This is a genomic window from Streptomyces sp. Z26 (assembly GCF_003665095.1).
GTDB lineage: Bacteria > Actinomycetota > Actinomycetes > Streptomycetales > Streptomycetaceae > Streptomyces > Streptomyces phytohabitans.
Genome location: NZ_RCHV01000002.1, coordinates 5,018,641 through 5,043,019, shown reverse-complemented (window position 1 = coordinate 5,043,019; position 24,379 = coordinate 5,018,641). Strand labels below are relative to the sequence as shown.

20 protein-coding genes, 3 tRNA genes and 1 pseudogene are annotated in these 24,379 nt (G+C 71.6%); 3 read left to right on the top strand and 21 right to left on the bottom strand.

Features of this window, described 5'->3' with window-relative positions:
* Window positions 1-183 precede the first annotated feature (183 nt).
* Together D7M15_RS21995 and D7M15_RS21990 are read right to left on the bottom strand one after the other, a co-directional pair.
* A complete protein-coding gene (locus tag D7M15_RS21995; protein ID WP_121519073.1) occupies window positions 184-1,185 on the bottom strand; it encodes an NAD(P)H-dependent glycerol-3-phosphate dehydrogenase in 1,002 nt (333 codons plus the stop codon).
* The gene (locus D7M15_RS21990; protein ID WP_121519072.1) at window positions 1,182-2,066 is read right to left on the bottom strand and encodes a lysophospholipid acyltransferase family protein; all 885 of its coding nucleotides are present in this window, start codon (window positions 2,064-2,066) and stop codon (window positions 1,182-1,184) included. The genes D7M15_RS21995 and D7M15_RS21990 overlap by 4 nt, the downstream gene beginning before the upstream one ends.
* Window positions 2,067-2,195: 129 nt before the next feature.
* Between D7M15_RS21990 and cofC the strand changes: the two are divergent.
* Window positions 2,196-2,864: pseudogene (gene cofC, locus D7M15_RS21985) on the top strand (2-phospho-L-lactate guanylyltransferase); the annotation flags it as partial.
* Between the two features lie 288 nt (window positions 2,865-3,152).
* Here cofC and D7M15_RS21980 read toward each other — a convergent pair.
* From D7M15_RS21980 to leuC, 4 genes are all read right to left on the bottom strand, one after another.
* Window positions 3,153-3,800: an HU family DNA-binding protein gene (locus D7M15_RS21980; protein WP_121519070.1), complete on the bottom strand. Its 648-nt coding sequence runs from the start codon at window positions 3,798-3,800 to the stop codon at window positions 3,153-3,155.
* 91 nt (window positions 3,801-3,891) lie between these two features.
* The gene (locus D7M15_RS21975; RefSeq protein WP_121519069.1) at window positions 3,892-4,179 is read right to left on the bottom strand and encodes a hypothetical protein; all 288 of its coding nucleotides are present in this window, start codon (window positions 4,177-4,179) and stop codon (window positions 3,892-3,894) included.
* Window positions 4,180-4,292: 113 nt separating this feature from the next.
* Window positions 4,293-4,886, bottom strand: coding sequence for a 3-isopropylmalate dehydratase small subunit (leuD, locus tag D7M15_RS21970; RefSeq protein WP_121519068.1), 594 nt, complete (start codon window positions 4,884-4,886; stop codon window positions 4,293-4,295).
* Window positions 4,887-4,891: 5 nt separating this feature from the next.
* Complete coding sequence (leuC, locus tag D7M15_RS21965) at window positions 4,892-6,334, bottom strand: 3-isopropylmalate dehydratase large subunit (protein ID WP_121519067.1); 1,443 nt, start codon at window positions 6,332-6,334, stop codon at window positions 4,892-4,894.
* 155 nt (window positions 6,335-6,489) lie between these two features.
* On the opposite strand from leuC, the gene ndgR reads away from it, so the two are divergent.
* Window positions 6,490-7,221, top strand: a complete 732-nt coding sequence (gene ndgR, locus D7M15_RS21960) for an IclR family transcriptional regulator NdgR (RefSeq protein WP_121519066.1) — start codon at window positions 6,490-6,492, stop codon at window positions 7,219-7,221.
* 200 nt (window positions 7,222-7,421) lie between these two features.
* Here the strand turns inward: ndgR and D7M15_RS21955 are convergent.
* The 14 genes from D7M15_RS21955 to D7M15_RS21890 all read right to left on the bottom strand — a co-directional run bounded on the left by D7M15_RS21955 (window position 7,422) and on the right by D7M15_RS21890 (window position 23,243).
* Window positions 7,422-7,494: transfer RNA gene (locus D7M15_RS21955), tRNA-Glu, on the bottom strand.
* 24 nt (window positions 7,495-7,518) lie between these two features.
* Window positions 7,519-7,591, bottom strand: a tRNA-Glu gene (locus D7M15_RS21950).
* 25 nt (window positions 7,592-7,616) lie between these two features.
* Window positions 7,617-7,688 (bottom strand) — tRNA-Gln (locus tag D7M15_RS21945).
* Window positions 7,689-7,887: 199 nt separating this feature from the next.
* A complete protein-coding gene (locus D7M15_RS21940) occupies window positions 7,888-9,771 on the bottom strand; it encodes a bifunctional serine/threonine-protein kinase/glutamate ABC transporter substrate-binding protein (RefSeq protein ID WP_121521205.1) in 1,884 nt (627 codons plus the stop codon).
* A 191-nt stretch (window positions 9,772-9,962) separates the two neighbouring features.
* Window positions 9,963-11,498, bottom strand: a complete 1,536-nt coding sequence (gene gltX, locus D7M15_RS21935; protein WP_121519065.1) for a glutamate--tRNA ligase — start codon at window positions 11,496-11,498, stop codon at window positions 9,963-9,965.
* Entirely contained in the window at window positions 11,491-12,252 is a 762-nt protein-coding gene (locus tag D7M15_RS21930) for a fumarylacetoacetate hydrolase family protein (RefSeq protein WP_121519064.1), read from the bottom strand. The genes gltX and D7M15_RS21930 overlap by 8 nt, the downstream gene beginning before the upstream one ends.
* A 189-nt stretch (window positions 12,253-12,441) precedes the next feature.
* A complete protein-coding gene (locus D7M15_RS21925; protein WP_121519063.1) occupies window positions 12,442-13,029 on the bottom strand; it encodes an ATP/GTP-binding protein in 588 nt (195 codons plus the stop codon).
* Complete coding sequence (locus D7M15_RS21920) at window positions 13,010-13,711, bottom strand: DUF742 domain-containing protein (RefSeq protein WP_121519062.1); 702 nt, start codon at window positions 13,709-13,711, stop codon at window positions 13,010-13,012. Before D7M15_RS21920 ends, D7M15_RS21925 begins: the two co-directional genes overlap by 20 nt.
* Before the next feature lie 132 nt (window positions 13,712-13,843).
* Window positions 13,844-14,257: a roadblock/LC7 domain-containing protein gene (locus D7M15_RS21915; RefSeq protein ID WP_121521203.1), complete on the bottom strand. Its 414-nt coding sequence runs from the start codon at window positions 14,255-14,257 to the stop codon at window positions 13,844-13,846.
* A gap of 10 nt (window positions 14,258-14,267) precedes the next feature.
* A complete protein-coding gene (locus D7M15_RS21910) occupies window positions 14,268-17,687 on the bottom strand; it encodes a nitrate- and nitrite sensing domain-containing protein (protein WP_121519061.1) in 3,420 nt (1,139 codons plus the stop codon).
* A 337-nt stretch (window positions 17,688-18,024) separates the two neighbouring features.
* A complete protein-coding gene (locus D7M15_RS21905; RefSeq protein WP_121521201.1) occupies window positions 18,025-18,597 on the bottom strand; it encodes an ATP/GTP-binding protein in 573 nt (190 codons plus the stop codon).
* 25 nt (window positions 18,598-18,622) lie between these two features.
* Complete coding sequence (locus D7M15_RS21900; protein WP_121519060.1) at window positions 18,623-19,036, bottom strand: DUF742 domain-containing protein; 414 nt, start codon at window positions 19,034-19,036, stop codon at window positions 18,623-18,625.
* A 64-nt stretch (window positions 19,037-19,100) separates the two neighbouring features.
* A complete protein-coding gene (locus tag D7M15_RS21895) occupies window positions 19,101-19,514 on the bottom strand; it encodes a roadblock/LC7 domain-containing protein (RefSeq protein WP_121519059.1) in 414 nt (137 codons plus the stop codon).
* A gap of 9 nt (window positions 19,515-19,523) precedes the next feature.
* The gene (locus tag D7M15_RS21890; RefSeq protein WP_121519058.1) at window positions 19,524-23,243 is read right to left on the bottom strand and encodes a nitrate- and nitrite sensing domain-containing protein; all 3,720 of its coding nucleotides are present in this window, start codon (window positions 23,241-23,243) and stop codon (window positions 19,524-19,526) included.
* Window positions 23,244-23,789: 546 nt separating this feature from the next.
* Between D7M15_RS21890 and D7M15_RS21885 the strand changes: the two genes are divergently transcribed.
* Window positions 23,790-23,984 (top strand): hypothetical protein, encoded by a 195-nt coding sequence (locus D7M15_RS21885; protein WP_121519057.1) that lies wholly within the window; start codon window positions 23,790-23,792, stop codon window positions 23,982-23,984.
* 129 nt (window positions 23,985-24,113) lie between these two features.
* Here D7M15_RS21885 and D7M15_RS21880 read toward each other — a convergent pair whose 3' ends face one another.
* Entirely contained in the window at window positions 24,114-24,317 is a 204-nt protein-coding gene (locus D7M15_RS21880; RefSeq protein WP_121519056.1) for an acyl-CoA carboxylase subunit epsilon, read from the bottom strand.
* Between the last annotated feature and the right edge of the window lie 62 nt (window positions 24,318-24,379).

Genomic DNA, 24,379 nt, shown 5'->3' with positions numbered 1-24,379 from the left:
CCGGGTGTCCGGGAGCCCTCGGGCCGGAGTTTTCCGGCCCGCGCCGCCCGGCCGCGCGGCACCGCCGCACCGTGGGCCCCGCGCGTACGGCCGTTGCCCGTACGCACCACGGGGGCCGTACTCCTGACGGCGCGTCAGGCGCGACGCGGACGGGCCGGGCGCCGTGCGAGCGGACGCGGCGGCTCAGACGCCCTCCGCCTTCGCGCTGCGCGACATCAGCTCCTTGAGCGCGACGAGCGGCGGCGTGCCCTCGTGGACGATGCCGACGACCGTCTCCGTGATCGGCATCTCCACACCGTGCCGCCGCGCCAGGTCCAGCACGGACTGGCAGGACTTGACGCCCTCGGCGGTCTGCCGGGTCACCCCGACGGTCTCCTCCAGCGTCATCCCGCGGCCCAGGTTCGTACCGAACGTGTGGTTCCGCGACAGCGGCGACGAGCAGGTGGCGACCAGGTCGCCCATCCCCGCCAGCCCCGCGAACGTCTGCGCGTCGGCGCCCATCTCCAGCCCGAGCCGGGTGGTCTCGGCGAGCCCGCGGGTGATCAGCGACGCCTTCGCGTTGTCGCCGAGGCCCATGCCGTCCGCGATGCCGACGGCGAGCGCGATGACGTTCTTCACCGCGCCGCCCAACTCGCAGCCGACGACGTCGGTGTTGGTGTACGGGCGGAAGTACGGCGTGTGGCACGCCGCCTGCAACCGCCGCGCCACCGCCTCGTCCCGGCAGGCGACGACGGACGCGGCGGGCTGCCGCGCGGCGATCTCCTTGGCGAGGTTGGGGCCGCTGAGGACGGCGACGCGGTCCGGACCGGCGCCGGTGACCTCCGCGATGACCTCGCTCATGCGCTCGGCCGTGCCCAGTTCCACGCCCTTCATCAGCGACACCAGGACGGTGTCGGGGTGCAGCAGCGGCACCCAGCGCTCCAGGTTGCCGCGCAGCGTCTGCGAGGGGACGGCGAGCACCGTGAACTCCGCGCCGCGCGCCGCCTCCGCCGGGTCCGCGGTGGCCCGTACGCCGTCGGGGAGCCGGGCCCCGGGGAGGTAGTCGGGGTTGGCGCGGGTGGTGTTGAGGGTGTCGACGATCTCGGGTCGACGGCCCCACACCGTCACCTCGCACCCCGCGTCGGCCAGTACCACCGCGAAGGCGGTGCCCCAGGAACCGGTGCCGAAGACGGCGGCTCGCGTCACGCGTTCTCCTGTTCGTCGGCCTGTGCGGCCGGTTCGTTCCGCTGCTCGCGCCGCGTGGGCGCGGTGTCCTGCGCCCGCCCGGCGGGCGTGGTCCCCGTGTCCGGCGCCCCGGGCTCCCCGGCGGCGCCGCGCTCCCGTTGGCCGAACCTTTCGGCAGGCGCGGCCTCGCCGCGGATGTCCGCGAGCTGCCGGGTGAGCGCGTCCATGATGGCGTCCGTGGCGGCGTGCAGCACCTCGGCGCTCAGCACCTCGCCGCTCCGCTCGGCGCCGTCCCGTTCCGCCGCGTCGCGTTCCGGCACCTGGAACGCCGACAGGTCCACCGGCGGCCCCGCGCTCACCGTCAACGTCCTGCGCGGCAGCAGCCGCAGCCGTGTGAGGCCCGCGTACGGCGGCAGGGCGCGGTGGGCGCCCCACTGCGCGACGGGGATCACCGGCGCCCCGGTGAGCAGCGCGACCCGGGCGGCGCCGGTCTTGCCCTCCATCGGCCACAGCCGCGGGTCGCGGGTGAGGGTGCCCTCGGGGTAGAACGCGACGCACTCGCCGTCCCGCACGGCCCGTACGGCGGCGCGGAAAGCGCCGTTGGCGTCGGCGGAATCGCGGTACACGGGGATCTGCCCGGTGTTGCGCATCATCGCCCCGACGAAGCCGCTCTCGAAGAGACCCGCCTTCGCCAGGAAGCGTGGCAGCCGCCCGCTGTTGTACTGGAAGTGGGCGTACGAGAACGGGTCGAGATAGGAGTTGTGATTGATCACCGCGAGAAAGCCGCCGTCGGCCGGAATGTGCTCCATTCCGCGCCAGTCCCGCTTGAAGAAGAGCACCAGCGGGGGTTTGGCTATTACCACTCCGAGGCGGTACCAGAAGCCGATTCTGCGGCGGGACACCGTGACCTCATCTCCTCTCGCGTGGTGGCTGCGCGCAGCCGTACGGCGCTCCCGGCGGACCTCGGCTGTCGTGGACACCGTAACCCCGGTGCCGTGGGCGCGCGGTGGGTGCTGACGACAATGGGGCCGATGCGACAAGACGAGACACCGGGCTTCCCGCCGCCCCGCTGGCGCCTGGTCATTCCGCTGAAACCGCTGGCGCGCGCCAAGAGCCGACTCGCGGCGTACGCGGACGACCCGCGCCGTACGGGCCTCGCCCTCGCCTTCGCCCAGGACACGGTGAGCGCGGCCGTCGCGTCGACCGCCGTGGCGGGTGTGGCGGTGGTGACGGACGATCCGCGTGCGGCGGCCGAGCTGGCCGCGCTGGGCGCCCGTGTCGTCCCGGACGTCCCGTCGGGCGGCCTGAACGCGGCGCTCGCCCACGGGGCCGCGGCCGTACGGGAGGTGGCCCCCGGCGCACCGGTCGCGGCGCTCAACGCGGACCTGCCCGCGCTGCGGCCCGAGGAGCTGACGCGGGTACTGGCCGCCGCGGCGGGCCATCCGCGGGCGTTCCTCGCGGACGCCGCGGGCACCGGCACGACGCTGCTGGCCGCGGGTCCGGGGCGCCTCCTCGCGCCGCGCTTCGGCCCGGGCTCCCGCGCCCGCCATCTGGCGTCCGGCGCCGTGGAACTGGGCCTGGCGGACGTGCCGGGCGCGCGCCAGGACGTCGACACGGAGGCCGACCTGCGGGCGGCGCTCGCGCTGGGAGTGGGGGCCTGCTCGGCGGCAGCGGCGGCGCGTACGCTGCTGGCCATGCAGGCGACCTCGTACACGTACGACCCCGACACCCGTTCCGGCAGCGTCCTCCTGGACGACGGGACCCCGTTGCCGTTCGACGCCCCGGCGTTCGACGCGGGCGGGCTGCGGCTGCTGCGGCCGGGGCAGCGCGTACGGATCGAGGTGGAGGGCGAGGGTGACGGCCGCCGGGTCACGCTCGTCACGCTCCAGACGTTCTGACGGGCTCCCCTCGCGAAGAGCCCGGACACGCCCGCGGGCCGGCCTCCCCGAGGGGAGCCCGGCCCGGCGTCGTGTCGTACGGCCGTCGCCCTAACGCTTGCGGGCGGTCGTCTTCTTGGCGGTCCTGCTGCGCGCCGCCGACTTCCGGCCGGGCGCCTTCTTGGCGGTGCTCTTCTTGGCCGGCGCCTTCTTGGCGGCGGCCTTCTTCGACGTCGTCTTCTTCGCCGCGCTCTTCTTCGCGGTGGTCTTCTTCGCCGCCGTCTTCTTCGTGGCGGTGGTCTTCTTGGCGGGGGTCTTCTTCGCGACCGTCTTCTTGGCGGTGGTCTTCTTCGCCGCGACCGCCTTCGCCGGGGCCTTCTTCGCCGCGGCCTTCTTGGTGGCGGCCTTCTTCGTGGCCGTGCCGCCGCCCGAAAGGCTTCCCTTGGGCGCCTTCTTGACCGCCACGTCGTTCCGCGGGAGCTTCTTCGCGCCGCTGACCAGGTCCTTGAATCCCTGGCCCGCGCGGAAGCGCGGCACGGAGGTCTTCTTGACCCGTACGCGCTCGCCGGTCTGCGGGTTGCGCGCGTAGCGGGCGGGCCGGTCGACCTTCTCGAAGGAACCGAAGCCGGTGACCGACACCCGCTCGCCCGCGCACACCGCGCGGACAATCGCGTCCAGTACGACGTCGACCGCGTCCGCGGCCTGCTGACGTCCACCGAGCTGATCGGAAATTGCTTCAACGAGCTGCGCCTTGTTCACGTCTTCCCCTTCGGAGCATTGCCGGAACGAATGTGTTCAAGCTTTTTCGCACGGTAGGCAGATATATACCGCAAATCAAACACGAAACGGGCTAATCACCCTTGTGCCGCAACGAAGTCGGCGCGCAAGGAGATCCGTCGGCACCCGGACCCCCTCGTCTGCCGGGTAACCGCTCCTCGTCGATGTCGGCCATCAGCCGGTCCAGACGCCGTACGGCGTCGGCCGGGTCGTGTTTGGCGGCAGCCGTGATCACGAGCAGCTTCCGCGTCAGCGCCACCCGTACGCTCTCCGGGACTTGCAACGTGCGCACTCGCGCGTGTGCGTCTTTCAAGCGGGCGGCGACGCGGTCGTAGAGATCGAGTTGACCGTCGCGTTCCATGCACCGATTGTGCCATCTGAGGTGAGTTGTCACCTCGGGAGCGCCCAACAAAGCGCCGCGCCCCCTGTCCGAGGACCGGGGGCGCGGCGTCTCCGTGGCGGGAAACTCCCTTGTCAGGCCGCCTGTGTCCGCGGTTTGAACGAGGGGCGGCGCGCCTCGTAATCAGCGATGGCGTCTTCGTTCGACAGGGTGAGACCGATGTCGTCCAGGCCCTCCAGGAGCCGCCAACGCGCGTTCTCGTCCAGGGTGAAGTCCGCGTCGACGCCCGGCGCGAGGACCTTGCAGCGGACGAGGTCGACGGTCACCTCGGCGGTCGGGTCGCTCTCCGCCAGCTCCCACAGGGCGCGTACGGTCTCGTCCGGCAGGACGACCGTGAGGAGGCCGTTCTTCAGGGAGTTGCCGCGGAAGATGTCCGCGAAGCGGGGCGAGATCACCGCCTTGAAGCCGTAGTTCTGCAACGCCCACACGGCGTGCTCGCGCGACGAGCCGGTGCCGAAGTCGGTGTCCGCGACGAGGACGTCGGCGCCCGCGAACCGCGGCTGGTTGAGCACGAACTCCGGGTCCTTGCGCCACGCCTCGAAGAGGCCGTCCTCGAAGCCGTCGCGCGTGACCTTCTTCAGCCAGTGCGCGGGGATGATCTGGTCGGTGTCGACGTTGCTGCGCCGCAGCGGGACGATCCGGCCGGTGTGCGTGGTGAACGCTTCCATGTTCCTCAGACCCCCACGGTCTCGCGGCTGCTCGGATTTCCGGGACCGGTCGACAGGTCGGCCGGTGACGCCAGCCGCCCCAGCACCGCGGTGGCGGCGGCGACCTGCGGCGAGACGAGGTGCGTACGGCCGCCCTTGCCCTGCCTGCCCTCGAAGTTGCGATTGGAGGTGGACGCGGCGCGTTCCTTCGGCTTGAGCTGGTCGGGGTTCATGCCCAGACACATCGAGCAGCCCGCGTGCCGCCACTCGGCGCCCGCCTCGGTGAACACCTTGTCCAGGCCCTCCTCGACGGCCTGGAGCGCGACCCGTACGGAGCCGGGTACGACCAGCATCCGTACGCCGTCCGCGATCCGGCGGCCCTCGACGACGGACGCGGCGGAGCGCAGGTCCTCGATGCGGCCGTTGGTGCAGGAGCCGACGAAGACGGTGTCGACGGTGATCTCGCGCAGCGGCTTGCCCGCGGTCAACCCCATGTACTCCAGGGCCTTCTCGGCGGCCAGCTGCTCGCCCGCGTCCGCGAACGCGGCCGGGTCCGGCACGGACGCGGACAGCGGCGCGCCCTGCCCCGGGTTGGTGCCCCAGGTGACGAACGGCGCCAGCTCGGCGGCCTCGATGACGACCTCGTGGTCGAAGACGGCGTCGTCGTCGGTGCGCAGCGTCTGCCAGTACGCGACGGCCTCGTCCCAGTCGGCGCCCGTCGGGGCGTGGTCGCGGCCCTCCAGGTAGTCGAAGGTCGTACGGTCGGGGGCGATCATCCCGGCGCGCGCGCCCGCCTCGATGGACATGTTGCAGATGGTCATGCGCGCTTCCATCGACAGTTTCTCGATGGCCTCGCCGCGGTACTCCAGCACGTAGCCCTGGCCGCCGCCGGTGCCGATCCTGGCGATGATCGCGAGGATCAGGTCCTTGGCGGTGACGTCGTCGGGCAGTTCGCCGTTGACGGTGATCGCCATGGTGCGGAACGGCGCGAGCGGCAGCGTCTGCGTGGCCAGCACGTGCTCGACCTGGCTGGTGCCGATGCCGAACGCGAGGGCGCCGAATGCCCCGTGCGTGGAGGTGTGGCTGTCGCCGCAGACGACCGTCGTACCGGGCTGCGTCAGCCCCAGCTGCGGTCCGACGACGTGCACGACGCCCTGCTCGACGTCGCCCAGCGGGTGCAGCCGTACGCCGAAGTCCGCGCAGTTCTTGCGGAGGGTCTCCAGCTGCACGCGGGAGACGGGGTCGGCGATGGGCTTGTCGATGTCGAGGGTCGGGGTGTTGTGGTCCTCGGTCGCGATCGTGAGATCCGTACGGCGCACCGGGCGGCCCGCCTTGCGGAGACCGTCGAACGCCTGGGGGCTGGTCACCTCGTGGAGCAGGTGCAGGTCGATGAAGAGGAGGTCGGGCTCGCCTTCCACCCGTCGGACGACGTGGTCGTCCCAGACCTTCTCCGCAAGTGTCCGTCCCATCGGAATCCCTTCGGACGGCAACGTCGCCGCCCTCTGCTCGGAGCTTCGCCGCCACTCGTACTTCCGCTTCCCGGGTGGCGGCCCTGACCCCAGACTGGCGGGTGCGGGCCGGAAGTGAACTTGCGTTTCACACTCTGAGACGCGAGTATCGACGCATGGACAACACTGGTGTGTCGAGCGGAGTGGGTGTTCTCGACAAGGCGGCCCTGGTTCTCAGCGCCCTGGAGTCCGGTCCGGCGACGCTCGCCGGACTGGTCGGCGCCACGGGTCTGGCCCGCCCGACGGCCCACCGGCTCGCGGTCGCCCTGGAGCACCACCGCATGGTGGCGCGGGACATGCAGGGACGTTTCATCCTGGGCCCGCGGCTGGCCGAACTGGCCGCCGCCGCGGGCGAGGACAGGCTGCTCGCCTCGGCGGGCCCGGTCCTCACGCACCTGCGGGACGTGACGGGCGAGAGCGCGCAGCTCTACCGGCGGCAGGGCGAGATGCGGATCTGCGTCGCCGCCGCCGAACGGCTCTCCGGGCTGCGGGACACGGTGCCCGTCGGCAGCACGCTGCCGATGAAGGCCGGTTCCGCCGCGCAGATCCTGATGGCGTGGGAGGAGCCGGAGCGGCTGCACCGCGGCCTCCAGGGCGCCCGGTTCACGGCGACGGCGCTCTCCGGCGTACGGCGCCGGGGCTGGGCCCAGTCCATCGGTGAGCGGGAGCCGGGCGTCGCGTCCGTCTCCGCGCCCGTACGCGGCCCGTCGAACCGCGTGGTGGCGGCCGTCTCCGTCTCCGGCCCCATCGAGCGGCTGACGCGGCACCCGGGGCGCATGCACGCGCAGGCCATCGTGGACGCGGCGGCGCGGCTCAGCGAGTCGCTGCGGCGCGGCGGGGGGATATGAGCGCACGGAGCGGACGTGGCGCCCGGCCCCGTACGGCGGCCCCCGGCGTACGGTGACGCCCGTACCGTCCGTCGTGGCCGAACTCACAGCGCCCGTACGGCACTTGCGGCCGCACCGGCCGTACGGCCCACGGGCGCGGACACGAAGAAGCCCTCCTCCGGCGACTGCCGTGAGGAGGGCTCCTGTTGTACTCGATCGCGTACCCCCGACCGGATTCGAACCGGCGCTACCGCCTTGAGAGGGCGGCGTGCTAGGCCGCTACACAACGGGGGCCCTAGCGAGGTTCCGAGGAACCAGTACCCCCGACCGGATTCGAACCGGCGCTACCGCCTTGAGAGGGCGGCGTGCTAGGCCGCTACACAACGGGGGCATCGATCTTGTGAAGCGAGATCGCGCTGGGCTACCAGGACTCGAACCTAGACTAACTGAACCAGAATCAGTCGTGCTGCCAATTACACCATAGCCCACCAAAACACAACCCCTGTCGGGGATTCCGTCTGGGTGACCGCCTCCCGGTGTCCCGGCCCTGTGGGCCCGTCCCGTTCGGCGACAGGAAGAACATTACCCGATCGCGCTGCCCGCTCCAAAACGGGTTCCCGGGCGCCCCTCACCACCCCCGCGCCGCCCCCGCCGCGCAGGTGGCGGGCGGGTGCGGCGGCGGTCCCGTCACTCCACCGTGGGCGGCTCCACGGGCAGCGCGGGCAGGTTCCTCCTCAGCGCCTTCGCCCATGTCCCGTCCGTCGTCATCTTCTTCAGCGCGGCGGTGAGGTCCTCCTTGTACGGGCTGTTCTTCGGCAGCCCGATCCCGTAGCGCTCGTCGCTCAGCCCGAAGCCGCCCAGCTTGTACGTCCCGGGCGGCTCCGTCGCCGCGTAGCCCGCGAGGATCGCGTCGTCCGTCGTGACGGCGTCGACCGTGCCGGACTTCAGGGCGGCGACGCACTCGGTGTACGTGCTCCGCTCGACCACCTCGGCCTGCGGGGCGACGTTCGTCTTGAGGTTCCGCGCGGGCGTGCTCCCGGTGATGCCGCAGACGGGCCTGCCGTTCAGGTCCTGGGCGTCGTCGATGTCCGACTCGTCGGCGCGCAGCAGCACGTCCTGGTGCGCGACGAGGTACGGGCCGACGAAGTCCACCTGGCGGGAACGGCTGTCGTTCATCAGGTACGTGGCCACGACGAAGTCCACCTGCCCGTTCTGGATCATGTCCTCGCGCCGGGCGGCGCTCACCTCGCGCCACTCGATGTCCTCGGGGCCGCGGCCGAGGGCCTCGGCGAGGTACGTGGCGGTGTCCACGTCGAAACCGGAGTACGTGCCGTCGGGCGCCTTGAGGCCGATGCCCGGCTGGTCGCTCTTCACGCCGATGGTGAGCTTCTCGACCTTCCCGGAGCCGTCGCCCGTCGTCTCACCGTCCGCCTCGGCGCCGTTCCCGCCGTCGCCGCCACCGCTGCCGCCGTCGGGGAGCAGCGTCCAGAGGAGGGCGCCCACGAGCGCCACGGCCCCAGCCCCGGCCGCGTACGCCCCGAGGCGCCTGCCGCGCCGTGCGGCGGGCGCGGGCGGGCCGGGGGTGGACGGTCCGGGGGCAGCCGGGTACGGCGCGTGGAGCGGCGGCGTGGGACCGTACGGCGTCGCGTGGGACGGAGCGGGTACGGGCGGGGAGGCGGGGCGCGGTGGCGCGGGCGAGTACGACGTCACCGAGGGCGGCGCCCCGCCCGCCCCCGCCGTACCGGGCGTCCCGTCCGCCCCGGCCTTGTCACCCGTACCCGCACCCGTGCCCGTACCGGCCAGGGCCAGCCGTTCCGCCTCCGCCAGCAGCCGGTCCAGCGCCGCCGCGTCGGGGCGCTCCGCCGGGTCCCGTACGAGCACCGCCGACAGCGCCTTCGCGAGCGGCCCCGCCCGGCCCGACGGCGGTACGTCCTCGCTGAGGACGGCGGCGAGCGTGGCGAGGGTGTTACCGCGACGCAGCGGATGGTGGCCCTCGACGGCGACGTACAGGGTCAGGGCCAGCGACCACAGGTCGGCGACCGGGCCGCCCTCCTCGCCCGACACCCGTTCCGGCGCCATGTAGTCGGGGGTGCCGATGACCGACCCGGAGACCGTGAGGGCGGTGGCGCCCTGGACGGCGGCGATGCCGAAGTCCGTCAGGACGGGCCGCCCGTCGGGCCGCAGCAGGATGTTGCCGGGCTTGATATCCCGGTGCTGGATGTCGGCCGCGTGCGCCGCGCGCAGCCCGGCGAGGACCCCGCGCCCCAGCTCGGCGGCCTCGGCGGGCGACAACCGCCCCCGCGCGAACCGGTCCTGGAGCGAACCGCCGCGGACCAGCTCCATCACCAGCCAGGGGTACGTGCCCTCGCCGCCGTCCACGATGTGGTGGATCGTGACGACGTGGGGATGGTCGACCCGCGCCAACGCGCGGGCCTCGCGCAGCACCCGTTCCCGCAGGGTGCGGGCCGCCTCCGGGTCGTGCTCGGCCAGGTCCGGGCCCGGCGGGCGGACCTCCTTGAGGGCCACCTCGCGGTGCAGCACCTCGTCGCGGGCCCGCCACACCAGGCCCATACCGCCGCCCCCGAGCCGGTCCAACAGAGTGAACCGGCCGTCGATCGTCCGCGACACCCGCGCCCCGCCCCCTCACGCGTCGGCGCCCGCCGGCCTCCCCGCCCGCGCACCCGCGCGGACCGCCGTGGCGCTCGGCCAGACTCTGCCACAGGTACGGGGTGGGGGTGTCGCCGGTACGGCGACCGCGGGGCTCAACTCCCGGGCTGCGCCGCCAGTTTGGCCAGCGTCGCGTCCACCCGGAGCAGCGTGCGCTCGCGGCCGAGGACCTCCAGCGACTCGAACAGCGGCAGCCCGACCGTACGGCCCGTCACCGCGACGCGGAGCGGCGCCTGCGCCTTGCCGAGCTTCAGGCCGTGCGCCTCCCCGGCGGCCAGGACGGCCTCCTTGAGGGGCTCCGCGCGCCACGACCCGCCGTCCAGCTCGGCCAGCCGGGAGTGGATGGACCGCAGCACGTCGGCGGCGCCCGGCTTCATCGCCTTCTGCCAGGACGCCTCGTCCGCGACGGGCTCGGGCAGGAAGAGGAAGTCGACGTTCTGCGTGATGTCGGCCAGTACGGTCAGCCGCGTCTGCGCCAGCGGGGCCAGCTCGTCGAACGCGGCCTGGTCGAAGTCCTCCGCCGCCCAGGTCGCGTACGGTGCCGCCAGCCAGGGCGCGCAGGCCGCCGCGAACTCCGCGACGGGCAGCTCGCGCAGGTGCGCGGCGTTGATGGCCTCGCACTTCTTCAGGTCGAAGCGCGCCGGGTTGGCGTTCACGTCCGCGACGTCGAAGGCGGCCACCAGCTCGTCCATCGAGAAGATGTCCCGGTCCTCGGACAGCGACCAGCCCAGCAGGGAGAGGTAGTTGAGGAGGCCCTGCGGGAGGAAGCCGCGCTCGCGGTAGAGGTTGAGCGAGGACTCCGGGTCGCGCTTGGAGAGCTTCTTGTTGCCCTCCCCCATCACGTACGGCAGGTGACCGAACTCCGGCGTCGCGCCCTTGCCGACGCCGATCTCCGCGAGCGCGCGGTACAGCGCGATCTGCCGGGGCGTGGACGACAGCAGGTCCTCGCCGCGGAGGACGTGCGTGATCTCCATCAGCGCGTCGTCGACCGGGTTGACCAGGGTGTAGAGGGGGGCGCCGTTCGCGCGCACGATGCCGTAGTCCGTGACGTTCTCCGGGGCGAACGTCAGCTCGCCGCGCACCAGGTCGGTGAAGGTGATCGGCTCGTCCGGCATCCGGAAGCGGACGATGGACGTACGGCCCTCGGCCTCGTACGCCGCGATCCGCGCCGCGTCCAGGTCGCGGCACGCGCCGTCGTACCCGGAGGCCCGGCCCGCCTTGCGCGCCGCCTCGCGGCGCTCCTCCAGCTCGGCGGGGGTGCAGAAGCAGCGGTAGGCGTGACCGGCCGCGCGGAGGCGCTCCGCGACGTCCCGGTAGACGTCCATGCGCTGGGACTGGCGGTACGGGGCGTGCGGGCCGACGGCGCCGCCGTCCGTACCCTCCGCGTCGGCGGCGTACGCCTCCGGGCCCTCGTCCCAGTCCAGGCCGAGCCAGCGGAGGGAGTCGAGCAGCTGGTCGTACGACTCCTCGGAGTCGCGGGCCGCGTCCGTGTCCTCGATGCGGAGCACCAGGGAACCGCCGTGGTGCCGGGCGAACGCCCAGTTGAACAGGGCGGTCCGGACCAGCCCGACATGCGGGTTGCCGGTCGGGGAGGGACAGAACCGTACGCGGACGGGGGTCGCGTTAGTCACGCTTGATCACCTTGTTGGTGAGAGTGCCGATGCCTTCGATGGTGACGGCGACCTCGTCGCCGACGTGGAGCGGGCCCACCCCCGCGGGGGTGCCCGTGAGGACGACGTCCCCGGGAAGCAGCGTCATCGCCTCGGAGAGGTGCACGACCAGGTCCTCGACGGAGCGCACCATCTCGCTGGTGCGGCCCAGCTGGCGCTGCTCGCCGTTGACCGTGCACTGCACCGCCAGGTCCGCCGGGTCCAGTTCGGTCTCGACCCAGGGGCCGAGCGGGCAGGACGTGTCGAAGCCCTTCGCCCGCGACCACTGGTTCTCGGCGCGCTGCACGTCCCGTGCGGTGACGTCGTTGGCGCAGGTGTAGCCGAGGACGACCTCGTGCACGCGGGCGCGGGGCACCTCCTTGCACATGCGGCCGATGACGACGGCCAGTTCGGCCTCGTGGTGCACCTCGGAGGAGAACGCCGGGTACGCGATGGGGTCGCCAGGACCGGCCACGGACGTGGACGGCTTGAGGAACGCCACCGGGACGTCCGGGACCTCGTTGCCCAACTCCCGTGCGTGCTCGGCGTAGTTGCGGCCGATGCCGATGACCTTGCTGGGCAGGACGGGCGGCAGCAGCCGCACCTTCTCCAGCGGGATACGGCGGTCCGTACGCTCGACGCCCGCGAAGGGGTGGCCCCTGATGATGTCGAGTTCGTCGCCGTCGACGACGCCGAAGCCGACGGTTCCGTCCAGGGAGAATCTGGCGATGCGCACGGGATGTTTCCTTCTGGCCTGCTGACGCTGACGGTGCGGCCGGGCTGAGCTGAAGCTGCCGGCACGCGGGCGGTGGGAGCCCCGCACAGCGTAGGCGATCGGACCCGGGAGGGGATCAAGCCCGCCCGGCGACGCCGGACGGGCTCGGACCGGGCCGTACGGGCCGCGCGGGCCCGTACGGAACGGGGACTACCGGAGGCGCGCCATCAGCGCGTGTTCGACGAGGGTGATCAACGCGCTCTTCGCATCCGCCCGATGCCGCGCGTCCGTGATGATGATCGGCGCGTCAGGACCGATCTGCAACGCCTCACGCACCTCCTCCGGCGTATACGGCTGATGCCCGTCGAACCCGTTCAACGCGATCACGAACGGCAGACCACTGTTCTCGAAGTAGTCCACCGCCGGAAAACAATCCGCCAACCGACGCGTATCCACCAACACCACCGCACCGATGGCACCACGCACCAAGTCGTCCCACATGAACCAGAAACGATCCTGACCCGGCGTACCGAACAGATACAGAATCAGATCCTGATCCAACGTGATACGACCGAAGTCCATCGCCACCGTCGTCGTGGTCTTGTCCGCCGTATGCGTCAGATCATCGATCCCCGCCGACGCCGACGTCATCACCGCCTCGGTACGCAGCGGATTGATCTCCGAAACCGCACCGACGAAAGTCGTCTTACCCACGCCGAACCCACCAGCCACCACAATCTTGGCCGAGGTCGTGGAGCGGGCAGCCGCACCGCCGCCGCTAGAGCTTGCGAAGTCCACTGAGCACCCTTTCGAGCAGTGTCACGTCTGGCTGGCCGTCGGCGGTGGACTCGTCACCACCGGGCTGGTGGATGGCGACGAGTCCGGCCTCGGCCAGGTCGGCGACGAGAATCCGGGCGACGCCGAGCGGAATGGAGAGGAGCGCCGAGATTTCGGCGACCGATTTGATCTCGTAGCACAACCGGCAGATCCGCTGGTGCTCGGGCAGTTGACCCCCGAGCTGGGCGAACTCCGCGGTCGTGCTCACCAGTGCCTCGATGGCGAGCTGGTAACGCGGACGGGTCCGGCCACCCGTCATGGCGTACGGCCGCACCAACTGCTGCGGCTCGCCCCGGCCTTCCGAACCGCCCTGCTCCGAGCGGGGCCGGGGCGGCTGCGCCGGCTGGATGCGCGAGGACGAGGACGACTGGTGCGACCGGGACTGTGGCGCCGACTCACCCTGCGAGTACGGCTGTTGCCCATCCTGGGACTGTCCCGACTGCGGGAACGGCCCCGGCTGGTAGTGCTGTGAGGACTGCGCGTGTGAACCGGGCGACGGCTGGGGAGATGACTCCTGCGACCGTCCACCGTGCACGTGCTCGCTGGGCGCGGAGGGGAAGTTGAAGCGCTTCAGGGGTGCACCCTGGGAGTGCTGCTGGTCGCGGCCACTTCCGTACGACGGACCGCCTGGGGGCGTTGTCACGTTTCCTCCTCCGACTCACGGACTCGTGGGCCACACTTGCCAGTTACTGCCTCAGCATCCGAGCGGACACCACGTCCCCGCACCCTAATGGGGCGGAGACGCAATGCGCACGGCCTGTCTCATGTTTGCGCCCTAGTTGAGAAGGGTTCCCTGGAGTTCGGCGCGGAGGTCGGGCGTCAGCACCGTCCCCGCGCGGTCCACGAGAAGCGCCATCTCATAACCGACAAGACCGATATCGGCCTCCGGATGCGCGAGCACGGCCAACGACGAACCATCCGAAATAGACATGATGAAGAGGAACCCACGCTCCATCTCCACCACCGTCTGGTTCACCAGACCACCCTCGAAGATCCGCGACGCCCCCGCGGTGAGCGAGGTCAACCCCGACGCGACAGCCGCCAACTGATCGGCCCGATCACGCGGGAAACCCTCGGACATCGCAAGAAGCAGTCCGTCGGCGGAGACCACCACCGTGTGCGACACACCCGGAGTGTTGTCCACGAAGTTGGTGATCAACCAGTTCAGGTTCTGCGCCGCCTGGCTCATCGGGCTCACACTAACGCTCCTGATCGTAGGTGCTGCCGGGGCCGTAGCCCTGTCTGTCATTCTGGGTGTTCTCGCCCGCGGTGCGTCCTCTGCGGATGCCGCGGTGCAGGTTACTCAGCCTCCCACGGACATCCTCCGGCGCCCTCGAAACCTGGGCACCGCCCGCCGCCTGCTGCTCCGCGGCACCCTCGACCAGGTTGGCACGGGGCACGCGTCGCGGCAGGCCGGACAGGGTGACGCCACCGGCTTCCGGTTGCCGCAGCCTGCTGGCCCGGTTCCACCGTTCGTCATTGGCCGACTGCCACCCCGGATCAACGGATTCCCGCTGGTCCGGACCTGTCTGGCGCGGTAGCTGAGGCGGCCCGGACGGCACGGCCCCAGGAGGTTCCGCTTGTGGCTGCTGCTGGGCATTCGGACCCCCTTCCGGCTGCTGCCGTCCGGGCTCCCGCTGAGGCAGTCCCGCGCCGGTCGTGGCGCGAACGCTGCTCGGGGAGGGGCCCAGACGGTCGAAGCCTACGCGGTCACGGGTGGCGTCGGGAACGTTCCCGGCTGATTCCGCTTGTGACGGCTGGGGTGGCTGCGCACCGTACGAGGAGGGTGCCCCGGCGTAGTCGTCCGCGGGGTATCCGGGCTGCTGGTAACCGCTCGCGGGGTCGTACGGGACGGCTCCGGCGTCGGGCTGCGGGGTCGCGGCGCCGGGCGGCAGCTGGGGGCTGACACCGGCGTCGGGGGCGGGCTGGGCCGCCCGTGCCTGCCAGGGGTCCCAGCCCTGCTGCTGGGCGTCGTGGCCCGGCTGCGGGTAGCCCTGCGGGTGGCCGGGCCGGGCCGCCGGGTCGTACCCGTACGGCGCGGGTTGCTGCGGGGGGTGCGGCTGCTGCGGGACTCCCTGCGGCGGCACCGGGCCCCGCGGTTGCCCCTGAAGCTGGTCCGGCCCGGGGTACCGCTGCGGGTACGCCTGGTGCGACAGCTGGCCCTGGTACTGGCCCTGGCCCTCCGGCAGGCCGGGCTGACCCTGCTGAACTGGCTGGATCTGGTGGCCCGGCTGCGCCTGTCCACTCTGCTCGCCCTGCTGCCGCGACGGCTCCTGCTGCTGCGCCTCCAGCGCCGCCCGGCGCCCGTCGCGCTGGAGCGAGCGCCCGACCGGGTCGAGGTTCCCCGGCGCGGGCGGCCCGGTGGGCGCGGGCGCCTCGGCGCCGTAGCGGGAGTCGTCGAAGCCCAGCTCGGCCGCGGACCGCGGGATGCCCCTGGCGGGCGTCTGCGGGTCGTTCGGCTGGTCCGGGACGATCCGGGAGACCGTGAACTGCTCCTCGGCGGGCTGCGCGTCGCCGCCGCCGCCGCGCGTGATCTCCTCCGGCAGCATGACGAGCGAGGTGGTGCCCGCCTGCTCGCCCGAGGGCCGCAGCTGGACGCGGATGCCGTGCCGGTTGGCCAGGCGGCCGACCACGAAGAGGCCCATGCGCTGGGAGATGGCGGCGTCCACCGTCGGCGGGTTCGCCAGCTTGTGGTTGATGTCCGCGAAGTCCTCGGCGGTCAGACCGATGCCCTTGTCGTGGATCTCGATCATCACGCGGCCGTCCGGCAGCCGTGTCGCGGTGACCTGCACCTTGGTCTGCGGCGAGGAGAACGACGTGGCGTTCTCCAACAGCTCGGCCAGCAGGTGCACGAGGTCGGTCACGGCGGCGCCGTGGATCTCGTTCTCCGGGACCGGCGACAGCTCGATGCGCTCGTAGTGCTCCACCTCGGAGGAGGCGGCCCGCAGGGTGTCGATGAGCGGTACGGGCCGGTTCCACCGGTGGCCCGACTCCTCGCCCGCGAGGACGAGCAGGTTCTCCCCGTTGCGGCGCATGCGCGTCGCCAGGTGGTCCATCCGGAAGAGGTTCTGGAGCTGGTCCGGGTCGGCCTCGTTGTTCTCCAGCTCGGAGATGAGGGCGAGTTGGCGCTCGATGAGCCCCTGGTTGCGGCTGGAGAGGTTGGTGAAGATCGCGTTCACGTTGCCGCGCAGCAGTGCCTGCTCGGCCGCGAGCCGTACCGCCTCGCGGTGCACGTGGTCGAAGGCGCGGGCGACCTCCCCGATCTCGTCCCGGCTGTCTATCGGGATCGGCCGGACCTGGGTGTCGACGCGGCCCGGGTCGGTCCGCGAGAGCTGGTCGACGAGGGACGGCAGTCGCTGCTCGGCCACCTCCAGCGCGGCCCCGCGGAGCGTACGCATGGCCCGCCCCATGGAACGGGCCATCATCCCGGCGACGAGGAACGCCAGCAGCAGCGCGGCCAGGACGACCGCGGCGTTGACGAACGTGTCCCGGCGGGCGTCCGCGGAGATCTGCTCGGTCTCCCGTACGGCGTCGCCCGTCAGCTCCTTCTCGACCGCGCGGTACGCGTCGAACTTGCCCGTCGCGGCGGCGAACCACGACTCGGACGTGACGCCCCGCGGCTTCAGGCTGCTCTCCCCCGCGCCGCTGCCGATGGCCGTGACCATCTCCTTCATGGGCGGCGGGGAGACGAACGGCTCGTCGTCGGCCTTCGCCTTCTCGCGCGCCGCCTCGGTCTTCGCCTGGCCGCGCTGCTCCGCCTCACGCAGCTCGCGGCGCAGCAGCTCGGCGTCCTGCGGGCGGGCGCCGGAAATGTACTCCTCCAGCGCGATGTTCTCCAGGTAGGCGTACGAGGCGAACGCCGTGAGCTGCTTCTTCTTCGCGGCCGGTGACGGGCCGGGGTCGAGCAGGAGGTGCGTGCCGAGGGAACGCTGGAGGGACTCGGCGGACTTCGCGAGGGAGATGGCGTACACGGAGCGGCCGTAGGAGGTGACGTTGCCGGTGCCCAGGCCGAGTTCGTTCGCGAACTCCATCAGCGGGTGCTGGATGCGGACGTACCCCTCCTCCGTCTGCGCACCGCTCAACTCGTCGGTGTACGCGGCCGCGCGGAGCGGGCCGAGGCTCGGCTCGGCCTTGCGGAGGGCGGCGAGTCTGCGCTGGATGCCCGCCTTGTCGGGGATCTCGCCGACGCGGTCGTCGAACCGTCGCTTGGCCTGATCCGTGGCCGCGCGCAGGTCCTTCACCTGTTGGCTTTCGCGATCGCCCGCGAGGAACGGCTCCGCGCTGCGGTCCCGCTCGTCGAGCAGGGCGTGGGCGTAGTCGGCCGCCGCCTCGACGAGTTCCGCGACGTGGCGGGCGTCCTCGGCGTCGTTCCAGGTGTCGACGGTGTGCTGCACGCGGAAGCCGCCGAAGACGAGCGCGACGAGCACGGGGATGAGCAGGATCGCGTTCAGACGGGTCGGCACCCGCCAGTTGCGTACCGCTAAACGGCTGCCGCCACCGCTGCCGGCGGGCGGCTCGGGCATGTCCACCCGCCCCGCGCCGGCTCGCGACGGCGGGGTGAAGTTCCCCCGCGATCCGTCACGCGCCTGCGGGGCAGAGCCCGTACTGCTACGCCTCACTCGACTACTCACCTCTCGGCGCTCGGCCCCGACTCAGGTCGGGTCGCGGCTACTGCTGAGTTCTCCGAATTCCAGCACGCCACGGCACCTCTTTCCAAACTCTTGACGTGCCGAGGAATTTATGGCAGGCGAGTATCGATATTGCGTGCATTGCCCGTTCTAAACCGACAAAGCACCATAGAACCGTGTGCAGAGTGAGGTGTTCCGCTCGCCGCCCGTGTTGGTCTCGTGCAAATCGCGTATCGAAATGTTATGAAGCACTCGGGGCAGCATGGCAGAGATGACGACGCCCCGCAGCAAGTACCTTACGGGCGGGGGCGGTTGAAGATCAGCCGAATCACTTGAGACGTGCGAGCAGCGCGTGTTCGACGAGGGTGATCAACGCGCTCTTCGCATCCGCCCGATGCCGCGCGTCCGTGATGATGATCGGCGCGTCAGGACCGATCTGCAACGCCTCACGCACCTCCTCCGGCGTATACGGCTGATGCCCGTCGAACCCGTTCAAAGCGATCACGAACGGCAGACCACTGTTCTCGAAGTAGTCCACCGCCGGAAAACAATCCGCCAACCGACGCGTATCCACCAACACCACCGCACCGATGGCACCACGCACCAAGTCGTCCCACATGAACCAGAAACGATCCTGACCCGGCGTACCGAACAGATACAGAATCAGATCCTGATCCAACGTGATACGACCGAAGTCCATCGCCACCGTCGTCGTGGTCTTGTCCGCCGTATGCGTCAGATCATCGATCCCCGCCGACGCCGACGTCATCACCGCCTCGGTACGCAGCGGATTGATCTCCGAAACCGCACCGACGAAAGTCGTCTTACCCACGCCGAACCCACCAGCCACCACAATCTTGGCCGAGGTGGCGGCACGGGGCGTCGGCGCCCCGTACCCCATCTGACTCGTCTGCCCCGTCTGCGGGCTAGAGCTTGCGAAGTCCACTGAGCACCCTTTCAAGCAAGGTCACATCTGGGGCGCCGCCGGGCTCGGCACCGCCGCCGGGCTGGTGGATGGCCACCATCCCGGCCTCGGCGAGGTCGGCGACGAGAATCCGGGCCACGCCCAGGGGGATGGCCAGCAGCGCCGAGACCTCCGCGACCGACTTGACCTCGCGGCACAGGTGGCATATCCGCTGGTGCTCGGGAAGCAGCCCCTGCAGGTGCATCGGATCGGCACTGGTGCTCACCAGCGCCTCGATCGCCAGCTGGTAACGCGGACGGGTCCGGCCACCGGTCATGGCGTACGGCCGCACCAGCGGCTGGTCGCCCTCAGCCCCGTACGGTGCGTGGTGGTTCGAGGCACCGTACGGGCCGGGCGAGGCGGGCGGCGGGGTCATGGCTCCTCCGTGCGAAGCATGAGGTCTGAGTGGACTGGGGTGCTCATGTGGGGGGAGCTGGCGGTCAGTTGAGGATGCTTCCTTGCAGTTCGGCGCGGAGGTCGGGCGTCAGCACCGTCCCCGCGCGGTCCACGAGAAGCGCCATCTCATAACCGACAAGACCGATATCGGCCTCCGGATGCGCGAGCACGGCCAACGACGAACCATCCGAAATAGACATGATGAAGAGGAACCCACGCTCCATCTCCACCACCGTCTGGTTCACCAGACCACCCTCGAAGATCCGTGACGCCCCCGCGGTGAGCGAGGTCAACCCCGACGCGACAGCCGCCAACTGATCGGCCCGATCACGCGGGAAACCCTCGGACATCGCAAGAAGCAGTCCGTCGGCGGAGACCACCACCGTGTGCGACACACCCGGAGTGTTGTCCACGAAGTTGGTGATCAACCAGTTCAGGTTCTGCGCCGCCTGGCTCATCGGACTCAACTAACGCTCCTGCTGGTAAGTGGGGCCAATGCCATGGCCGTCAGTGGCCTGTCGGCCCTGCCGGATACCACGGCGGAGATTGGTCAGTCGCCCACGCACATCGTCGGGCGCGCGCGAGACCTGCGGCCCGGTCTGGGCCGTCGACTGCTGCTGCGCGGTGCCCGCCACCAGGTTGGCGCGCGGTACCCGGCGCGGCAGGCCGGAAGTGGTGACACCGCCCGCGGCGGGCTGGCGCAGCTGCTCCGCCTGCCGCCAGCGCTCGTCGTTCGGAGACGCTCCCCACGTCGCGGCCGGGACCTCCCGGGTGCCTCCGGCACCGTTCCCGTTGCCGTTGCCGTTCCCGTTGCCCTCCGCGGGGCGCCCGACCGGACGCTGCGGCAGCGAGGACGCGGCGGTGACGTCGGGAAGCGGGTCGGTCAGGGGGTCCGGCTCGCGCTGCGGGGAACCGTCGCCGTTGGGGCTCTGCCGCGGCTCGGCCGCGGGAGTGCCGCGGAACCAGTTCGACCCCATCGACTCGAAGATGGGCGTCGGCGTGTCGGCCGCGGCGGGCGGGACCGCGGGTATCCCGAAGTCCGCGTCGTTCTGCGGCAGTTGCGGCAACCCGTACTCGCCGGTGGTCTGCGCGGCGTACGGGTCCGGCTGGGCGTACCCGCCGGGCCCCCGCTCGCCCTGGTCCTGGCCGCCCTGCTGCGGCTGCGCCGGGTACCCCTGGCCCTGGGGCGGCTGGCCGGGACCCTGCCGGCCGTACCCCGGCTGCGGGTACTCGCCGCTGACCGTGTCCTCGTGGCCGCGCGGCGCCTCGTCGCCGGTCGCCCAGCTGGGACGCTGCTCGCCCGTGCCCGGACCGGCCGGGCCGCCCTGGACACCAGCGGGCGGCAGACCGCCGAAGTCGGGCCGCGCGAACTCCGCGGTGTCCCCCGGACCGCCGGGCTGCTGCTGGTACGCCTGCGCGGGCTGCTGCTGCGGGTACGGCGCCTGGGGGAACTCGCCGGTGTCTCCCGGGCCGCCGTACTGCGGCTGCGCGGGCTGCTGCGGGGCCTGCGGAAGCTGCGGGAACTCACCCGTGTCACCGGGGCCGGAGCCCGCGCCGCCCTGCGGCTGCGTCGGCTGCGGGAACTCCCCGGTGTCGCCGGGACCGCCCGGCGTCGACGCGGGCAGCTCCCCGACGGGGCCGCCGCCGCGTACGGGCAGGGCCGCCGGGCGCTGGGGCTGCGGGCCCTTGCCGGGGGCCGAGGGAGGCGAGCCGAGAGGGCGCGGCGGGGCGCCGTTGCCGAAGAAGTCGGTGGGCGTGGAACCGCTGTCGGCACCGGCCGGGGCGCCGCCCCGGGGCCGCACGGGCAGGCCCGCGCCCGGCGTGGTCTGCGGCTGCTGCGGCTGCTGCGGCTTCTCCTCGCCGCTCCCGCCGCCGCTGCCGGGCAGCGCGGGGCGCTTGCTCCCGCCGCCGACCTGGCCGCGCGGCGTCACTGCGCCGAGGCGTGAGGTCTGGCCGACGCCGCCGCGCGGCTCGCGCTGGAGCGCGGCCGCGAGGCCGGTGCCCTTGGGGGCGCCCGCGGGGGCGCCACCGGCGGCTGCGCCCGGCTTGCCCTTGGGGCCCTGCGCGCCGCCCTGGGCGACGTCTACGGGCAGCATGACCAGCGCGGTCGTACCGCCGGAGTCGGACGGCCTGAGCTGTATCCGGATGCCGTGCCGCAGCGACAGGCGGCCGACCACGAAGAGACCCATGCGGCGGGAGACGGAGACGTCCACCGTCGGCGGGTTCGCCAGCCGCTCGTTGATCGCGGACAGGTCCTCGGGCGAGAGGCCGATGCCGGTGTCGTGGATCTCGACGAGCACCCGCCCGTCGGGCAGGGCGTGGCCGGTGACCTTCACCTTGGTCTGCGGCGAGGAGAACGACGTGGCGTTCTCCAGCAACTCGGCCAGCAGGTGCACGAGGTCGTTGACGACGCGGCCCGCGACCTCGGTGCTCGGCACCGAGCTGAGCTCGATGCGCTCGTACTGCTCCACCTCGGACGCCGCCGCGCGCAGCACGTCGACGAGCGGCACGGGCCGCGTCCAGCGACGGCCCGGCTCCTCGCCCGCGAGGACGAGGAGGTTCTCGCCGTTCCGGCGCATACGGGTCGCGAGGTGGTCGAGCTTGAAGAGGGACGACAGCTGGTCCGGGTCGGCCTCGCGGGACTCCAGCTCGGAGATGAGCGACAGCTGACGCTGGATGAGGCCCTGGCTGCGGCGGGAGAGGTTGGTGAACATCGCGTTGACGTTGCCGCGCAGCAGCGCCTGCTCGCCCGCGAGCCGTACGGCCTCGCGGTGCACGTCGTCGAACGCCGACGCCACCTTGCCGATCTCGTCCCGGCTGTGGACACCGACCGACTCGACCGAGGTGTCCACGTCCTGCGGGTCGGACTCGGACATCTGGCGGACCAGCTCGGGCAGCCGCTGGCGGGCGACCTCCTGCGCGGTGTCCTGGAGGCGGCGCAGCGAGCGGACCATGGAACGGGCCACGACGAACGCGCCGACGAGCGAGATGCCGAGGACGAGGAAGATGACCGCGCCGTTGAGGATCGCGTCGCGCTGCGCCTCCGAACGGAGCTTGCGGGCCTGCTGCTCCATCTCGGAGAGCAGCGTGGCCTCGATCTTGCCCATCTCCTCGATCTTGCTCTTGTCCTGGTCGTACCAGTCCAGGTAGGAGCGCTCCTCGCTCCGGATGCCGTCCTCGGACTTCAGCACGCGGTCGCGGTACGTGTCCGCCGCGGTGATGTTGACGATGCCGCCCTCGAGGGGCTTCAGCAGCTCGGCGGCGCCCTCGCCGTTGATCTGCCCGAACGTGGTGAGCTTGGCGTCCTCGCTCGCCATGGCCGTACTCGCGTAGAGCCGGTCCGTCTGGGACAGCTCGGCGCCGTCCTTGCGGGCGAGGCCGGCGCTGATGATCGCGCGCTGGACGGAGGCGAACTCCTTGGCGGAGGAGAACGCGGCGAGGGCACGCGTGCTCTGGATCATCTCGGTGTTGCTGGTGGCCTGCGCCATGTCGAGCGAGAGGCCGAGCAGCGACTCGATCAGCCGGCTGTACCGGTCGACGGTCTGCGAGGTGTACTCCGGGTTGTCGTACGCGTCCTCGCGGATCTCCTTGATGTTGTTCAGCTGGCGGGTGATGTCGACGACGGTGGTCTGCACGCCGGACATCACCGCGTCGTCGGCGTTGATGTCGCCGGTGGCCTCGTTGAACGCCTGGCGGACCCGGTCGGTGTCCTCACGGGCGCCGACGACCGAGTCGTCCTTCTCGTTGCCCGTCTGGATCAGCGGTCCGGCCGACTTGTCGCGCTCCTCCTGGAGCGCCGCGGCCAGCTCCGTGGCGTGCTCCGTCATCTCGGTGAGGAGCTTCATGTTGTCGAGCTGCTCGACGTCGTTCAGCGAGTCGTTGATCCGCAGGCCGCCGAGGGTGGTCGCGGCGACCACGGGCAGCGCGAGCAGGGACACCAGACGGGTGCTGATCCGCCAGTTGCGCAGGGCGAGCCGGGACCCCTGGCCGGGCGGGGCGCTCCGGGCCTTCGTGGCTCCCGTGTCGTCACCGGGGGGACCGCTCGTGGTGCCGGCGGAGTCCGCGGCGGCGGCGTTCGTCCCGCTGCCGCTCCCCTGGGCACGCTGAGGAGAGGAGCCACGGTCGGTCGAGCCGCGCAGCTCCGGGTCCCCCACCGTGCTGCCATTCCTCTTGAAACGTCCCTGCACTAGCGTCGCAACCTCTGGACCAGGCGTCCCTCCGCGCGCGGCGGTGGGACGGTATCGAGTCATGGGGGTCCCGGGCCCCCTGGGCGTTCGTGAGTGACCGGCGCGTCCCCTGTGACCACCGTGTGGCGCTTCAGTGCGCCCTCTGCGCGCCGGCTGTTGTCCTCGGCGGTCCGTGGAATTCCAGCACAGTGCCGGATCTCCAACAAGGGCTGTGGATAACCCTGTGACGGGCGTGACGCTACGCAGACGCCGGGTCACGTGCTGTCGAAAAAATTGCCCGCGATACGGGACGTACCCGTACGAGTGTCCTGGACAGGTGCGTCGATTCGACCGGATTCCCGGTCCGCACGGGTGCCCCTTTCGGGCTGAATGTTCGATTTCCCATAGGGTACCGGGTGCGCCATTTGCCGCTTCCGCGATCACTGAGTGAGGAAACTCACACGCATTCAGTTGCCTAAGTCACATGATCCCTGGGAATGACGCGCCTACCCTCAAGGTTTACACGCTACCCGGAAACGACAAGCGACCCGCTGGGGAATCTGCCTCGTGAAGACCACCATGATCATGCGCAACACCGCCAACCCGCAGCGCACCACCCTCGCGCATCTCAAGGATGCCGACGATCTTACAGAGCGCCCCGCCGAGCCCGTCAGCGGCACCCCCGGCAGCGCCGCGCAGCTTCCCCCGCAGACCGCGAACCCGCGCCGTACCGTCCTCGTGGACCTTCCCGGCAGCGTCTGAGACACCGCGGGCCGACACCCCCGTCCGGGGTATCGGCCCGCCGCCGGACCGCGTACCGGCATTCGACGGCGGAGGGCCCGCACACCCGAAGGTGTGCGGGCCCTCCGCCGTCACGGCTGTCCGGTGGTGTCAGTGCCGCCAGCTGTGCGCCGCGCTGAAGCCCGGCGAACGCTCCAGGCGTCGCCATCCGGCCTTGCTGCGGCCCCTGCCGGCCACGTCGTGCGCCGGCTGGGTGGCCGCGCGGGCGAGCAGGATGGCGGTGACGGCGGCCAGTTCCTCGGGGCTGGCCTGCCCCTTCTCCACCCGTACGAAGTGCGGTGCGGGAGCACTCATTGCGATTTCCCCGTCTGTCGGTCGTTCGGTCGGTGGTGCGGGTCGGTCGTGCCTCGTGCGTC

Coding starts and splice junctions, on each gene's coding strand:
- D7M15_RS21895 (WP_121519059.1), bottom strand. CDS start 19,514: ATGAGCCAGGCGGCGCAGAACCTGAACTGGTTGATCACCAACTTCGTG.
- D7M15_RS21900 (WP_121519060.1), bottom strand. CDS start 19,036: ATGACCCCGCCGCCCGCCTCGCCCGGCCCGTACGGTGCCTCGAACCAC.
- D7M15_RS21940 (WP_121521205.1), bottom strand. CDS start 9,771: ATGGGCCTGGTGTGGCGGGCCCGCGACGAGGTGCTGCACCGCGAGGTG.
- ndgR (WP_121519066.1), top strand. CDS start 6,490: ATGGACAACACTGGTGTGTCGAGCGGAGTGGGTGTTCTCGACAAGGCG.
- leuC (WP_121519067.1), bottom strand. CDS start 6,334: ATGGGACGGACACTTGCGGAGAAGGTCTGGGACGACCACGTCGTCCGA.
- D7M15_RS21915 (WP_121521203.1), bottom strand. CDS start 14,257: ATGAGCCAGGCGGCGCAGAACCTGAACTGGTTGATCACCAACTTCGTG.
- D7M15_RS21880 (WP_121519056.1), bottom strand. CDS start 24,317: ATGAGTGCTCCCGCACCGCACTTCGTACGGGTGGAGAAGGGGCAGGCC.
- D7M15_RS21905 (WP_121521201.1), bottom strand. CDS start 18,597: ATGGGGTACGGGGCGCCGACGCCCCGTGCCGCCACCTCGGCCAAGATT.
- D7M15_RS21975 (WP_121519069.1), bottom strand. CDS start 4,179: ATGGAACGCGACGGTCAACTCGATCTCTACGACCGCGTCGCCGCCCGC.
- leuD (WP_121519068.1), bottom strand. CDS start 4,886: ATGGAAGCGTTCACCACGCACACCGGCCGGATCGTCCCGCTGCGGCGC.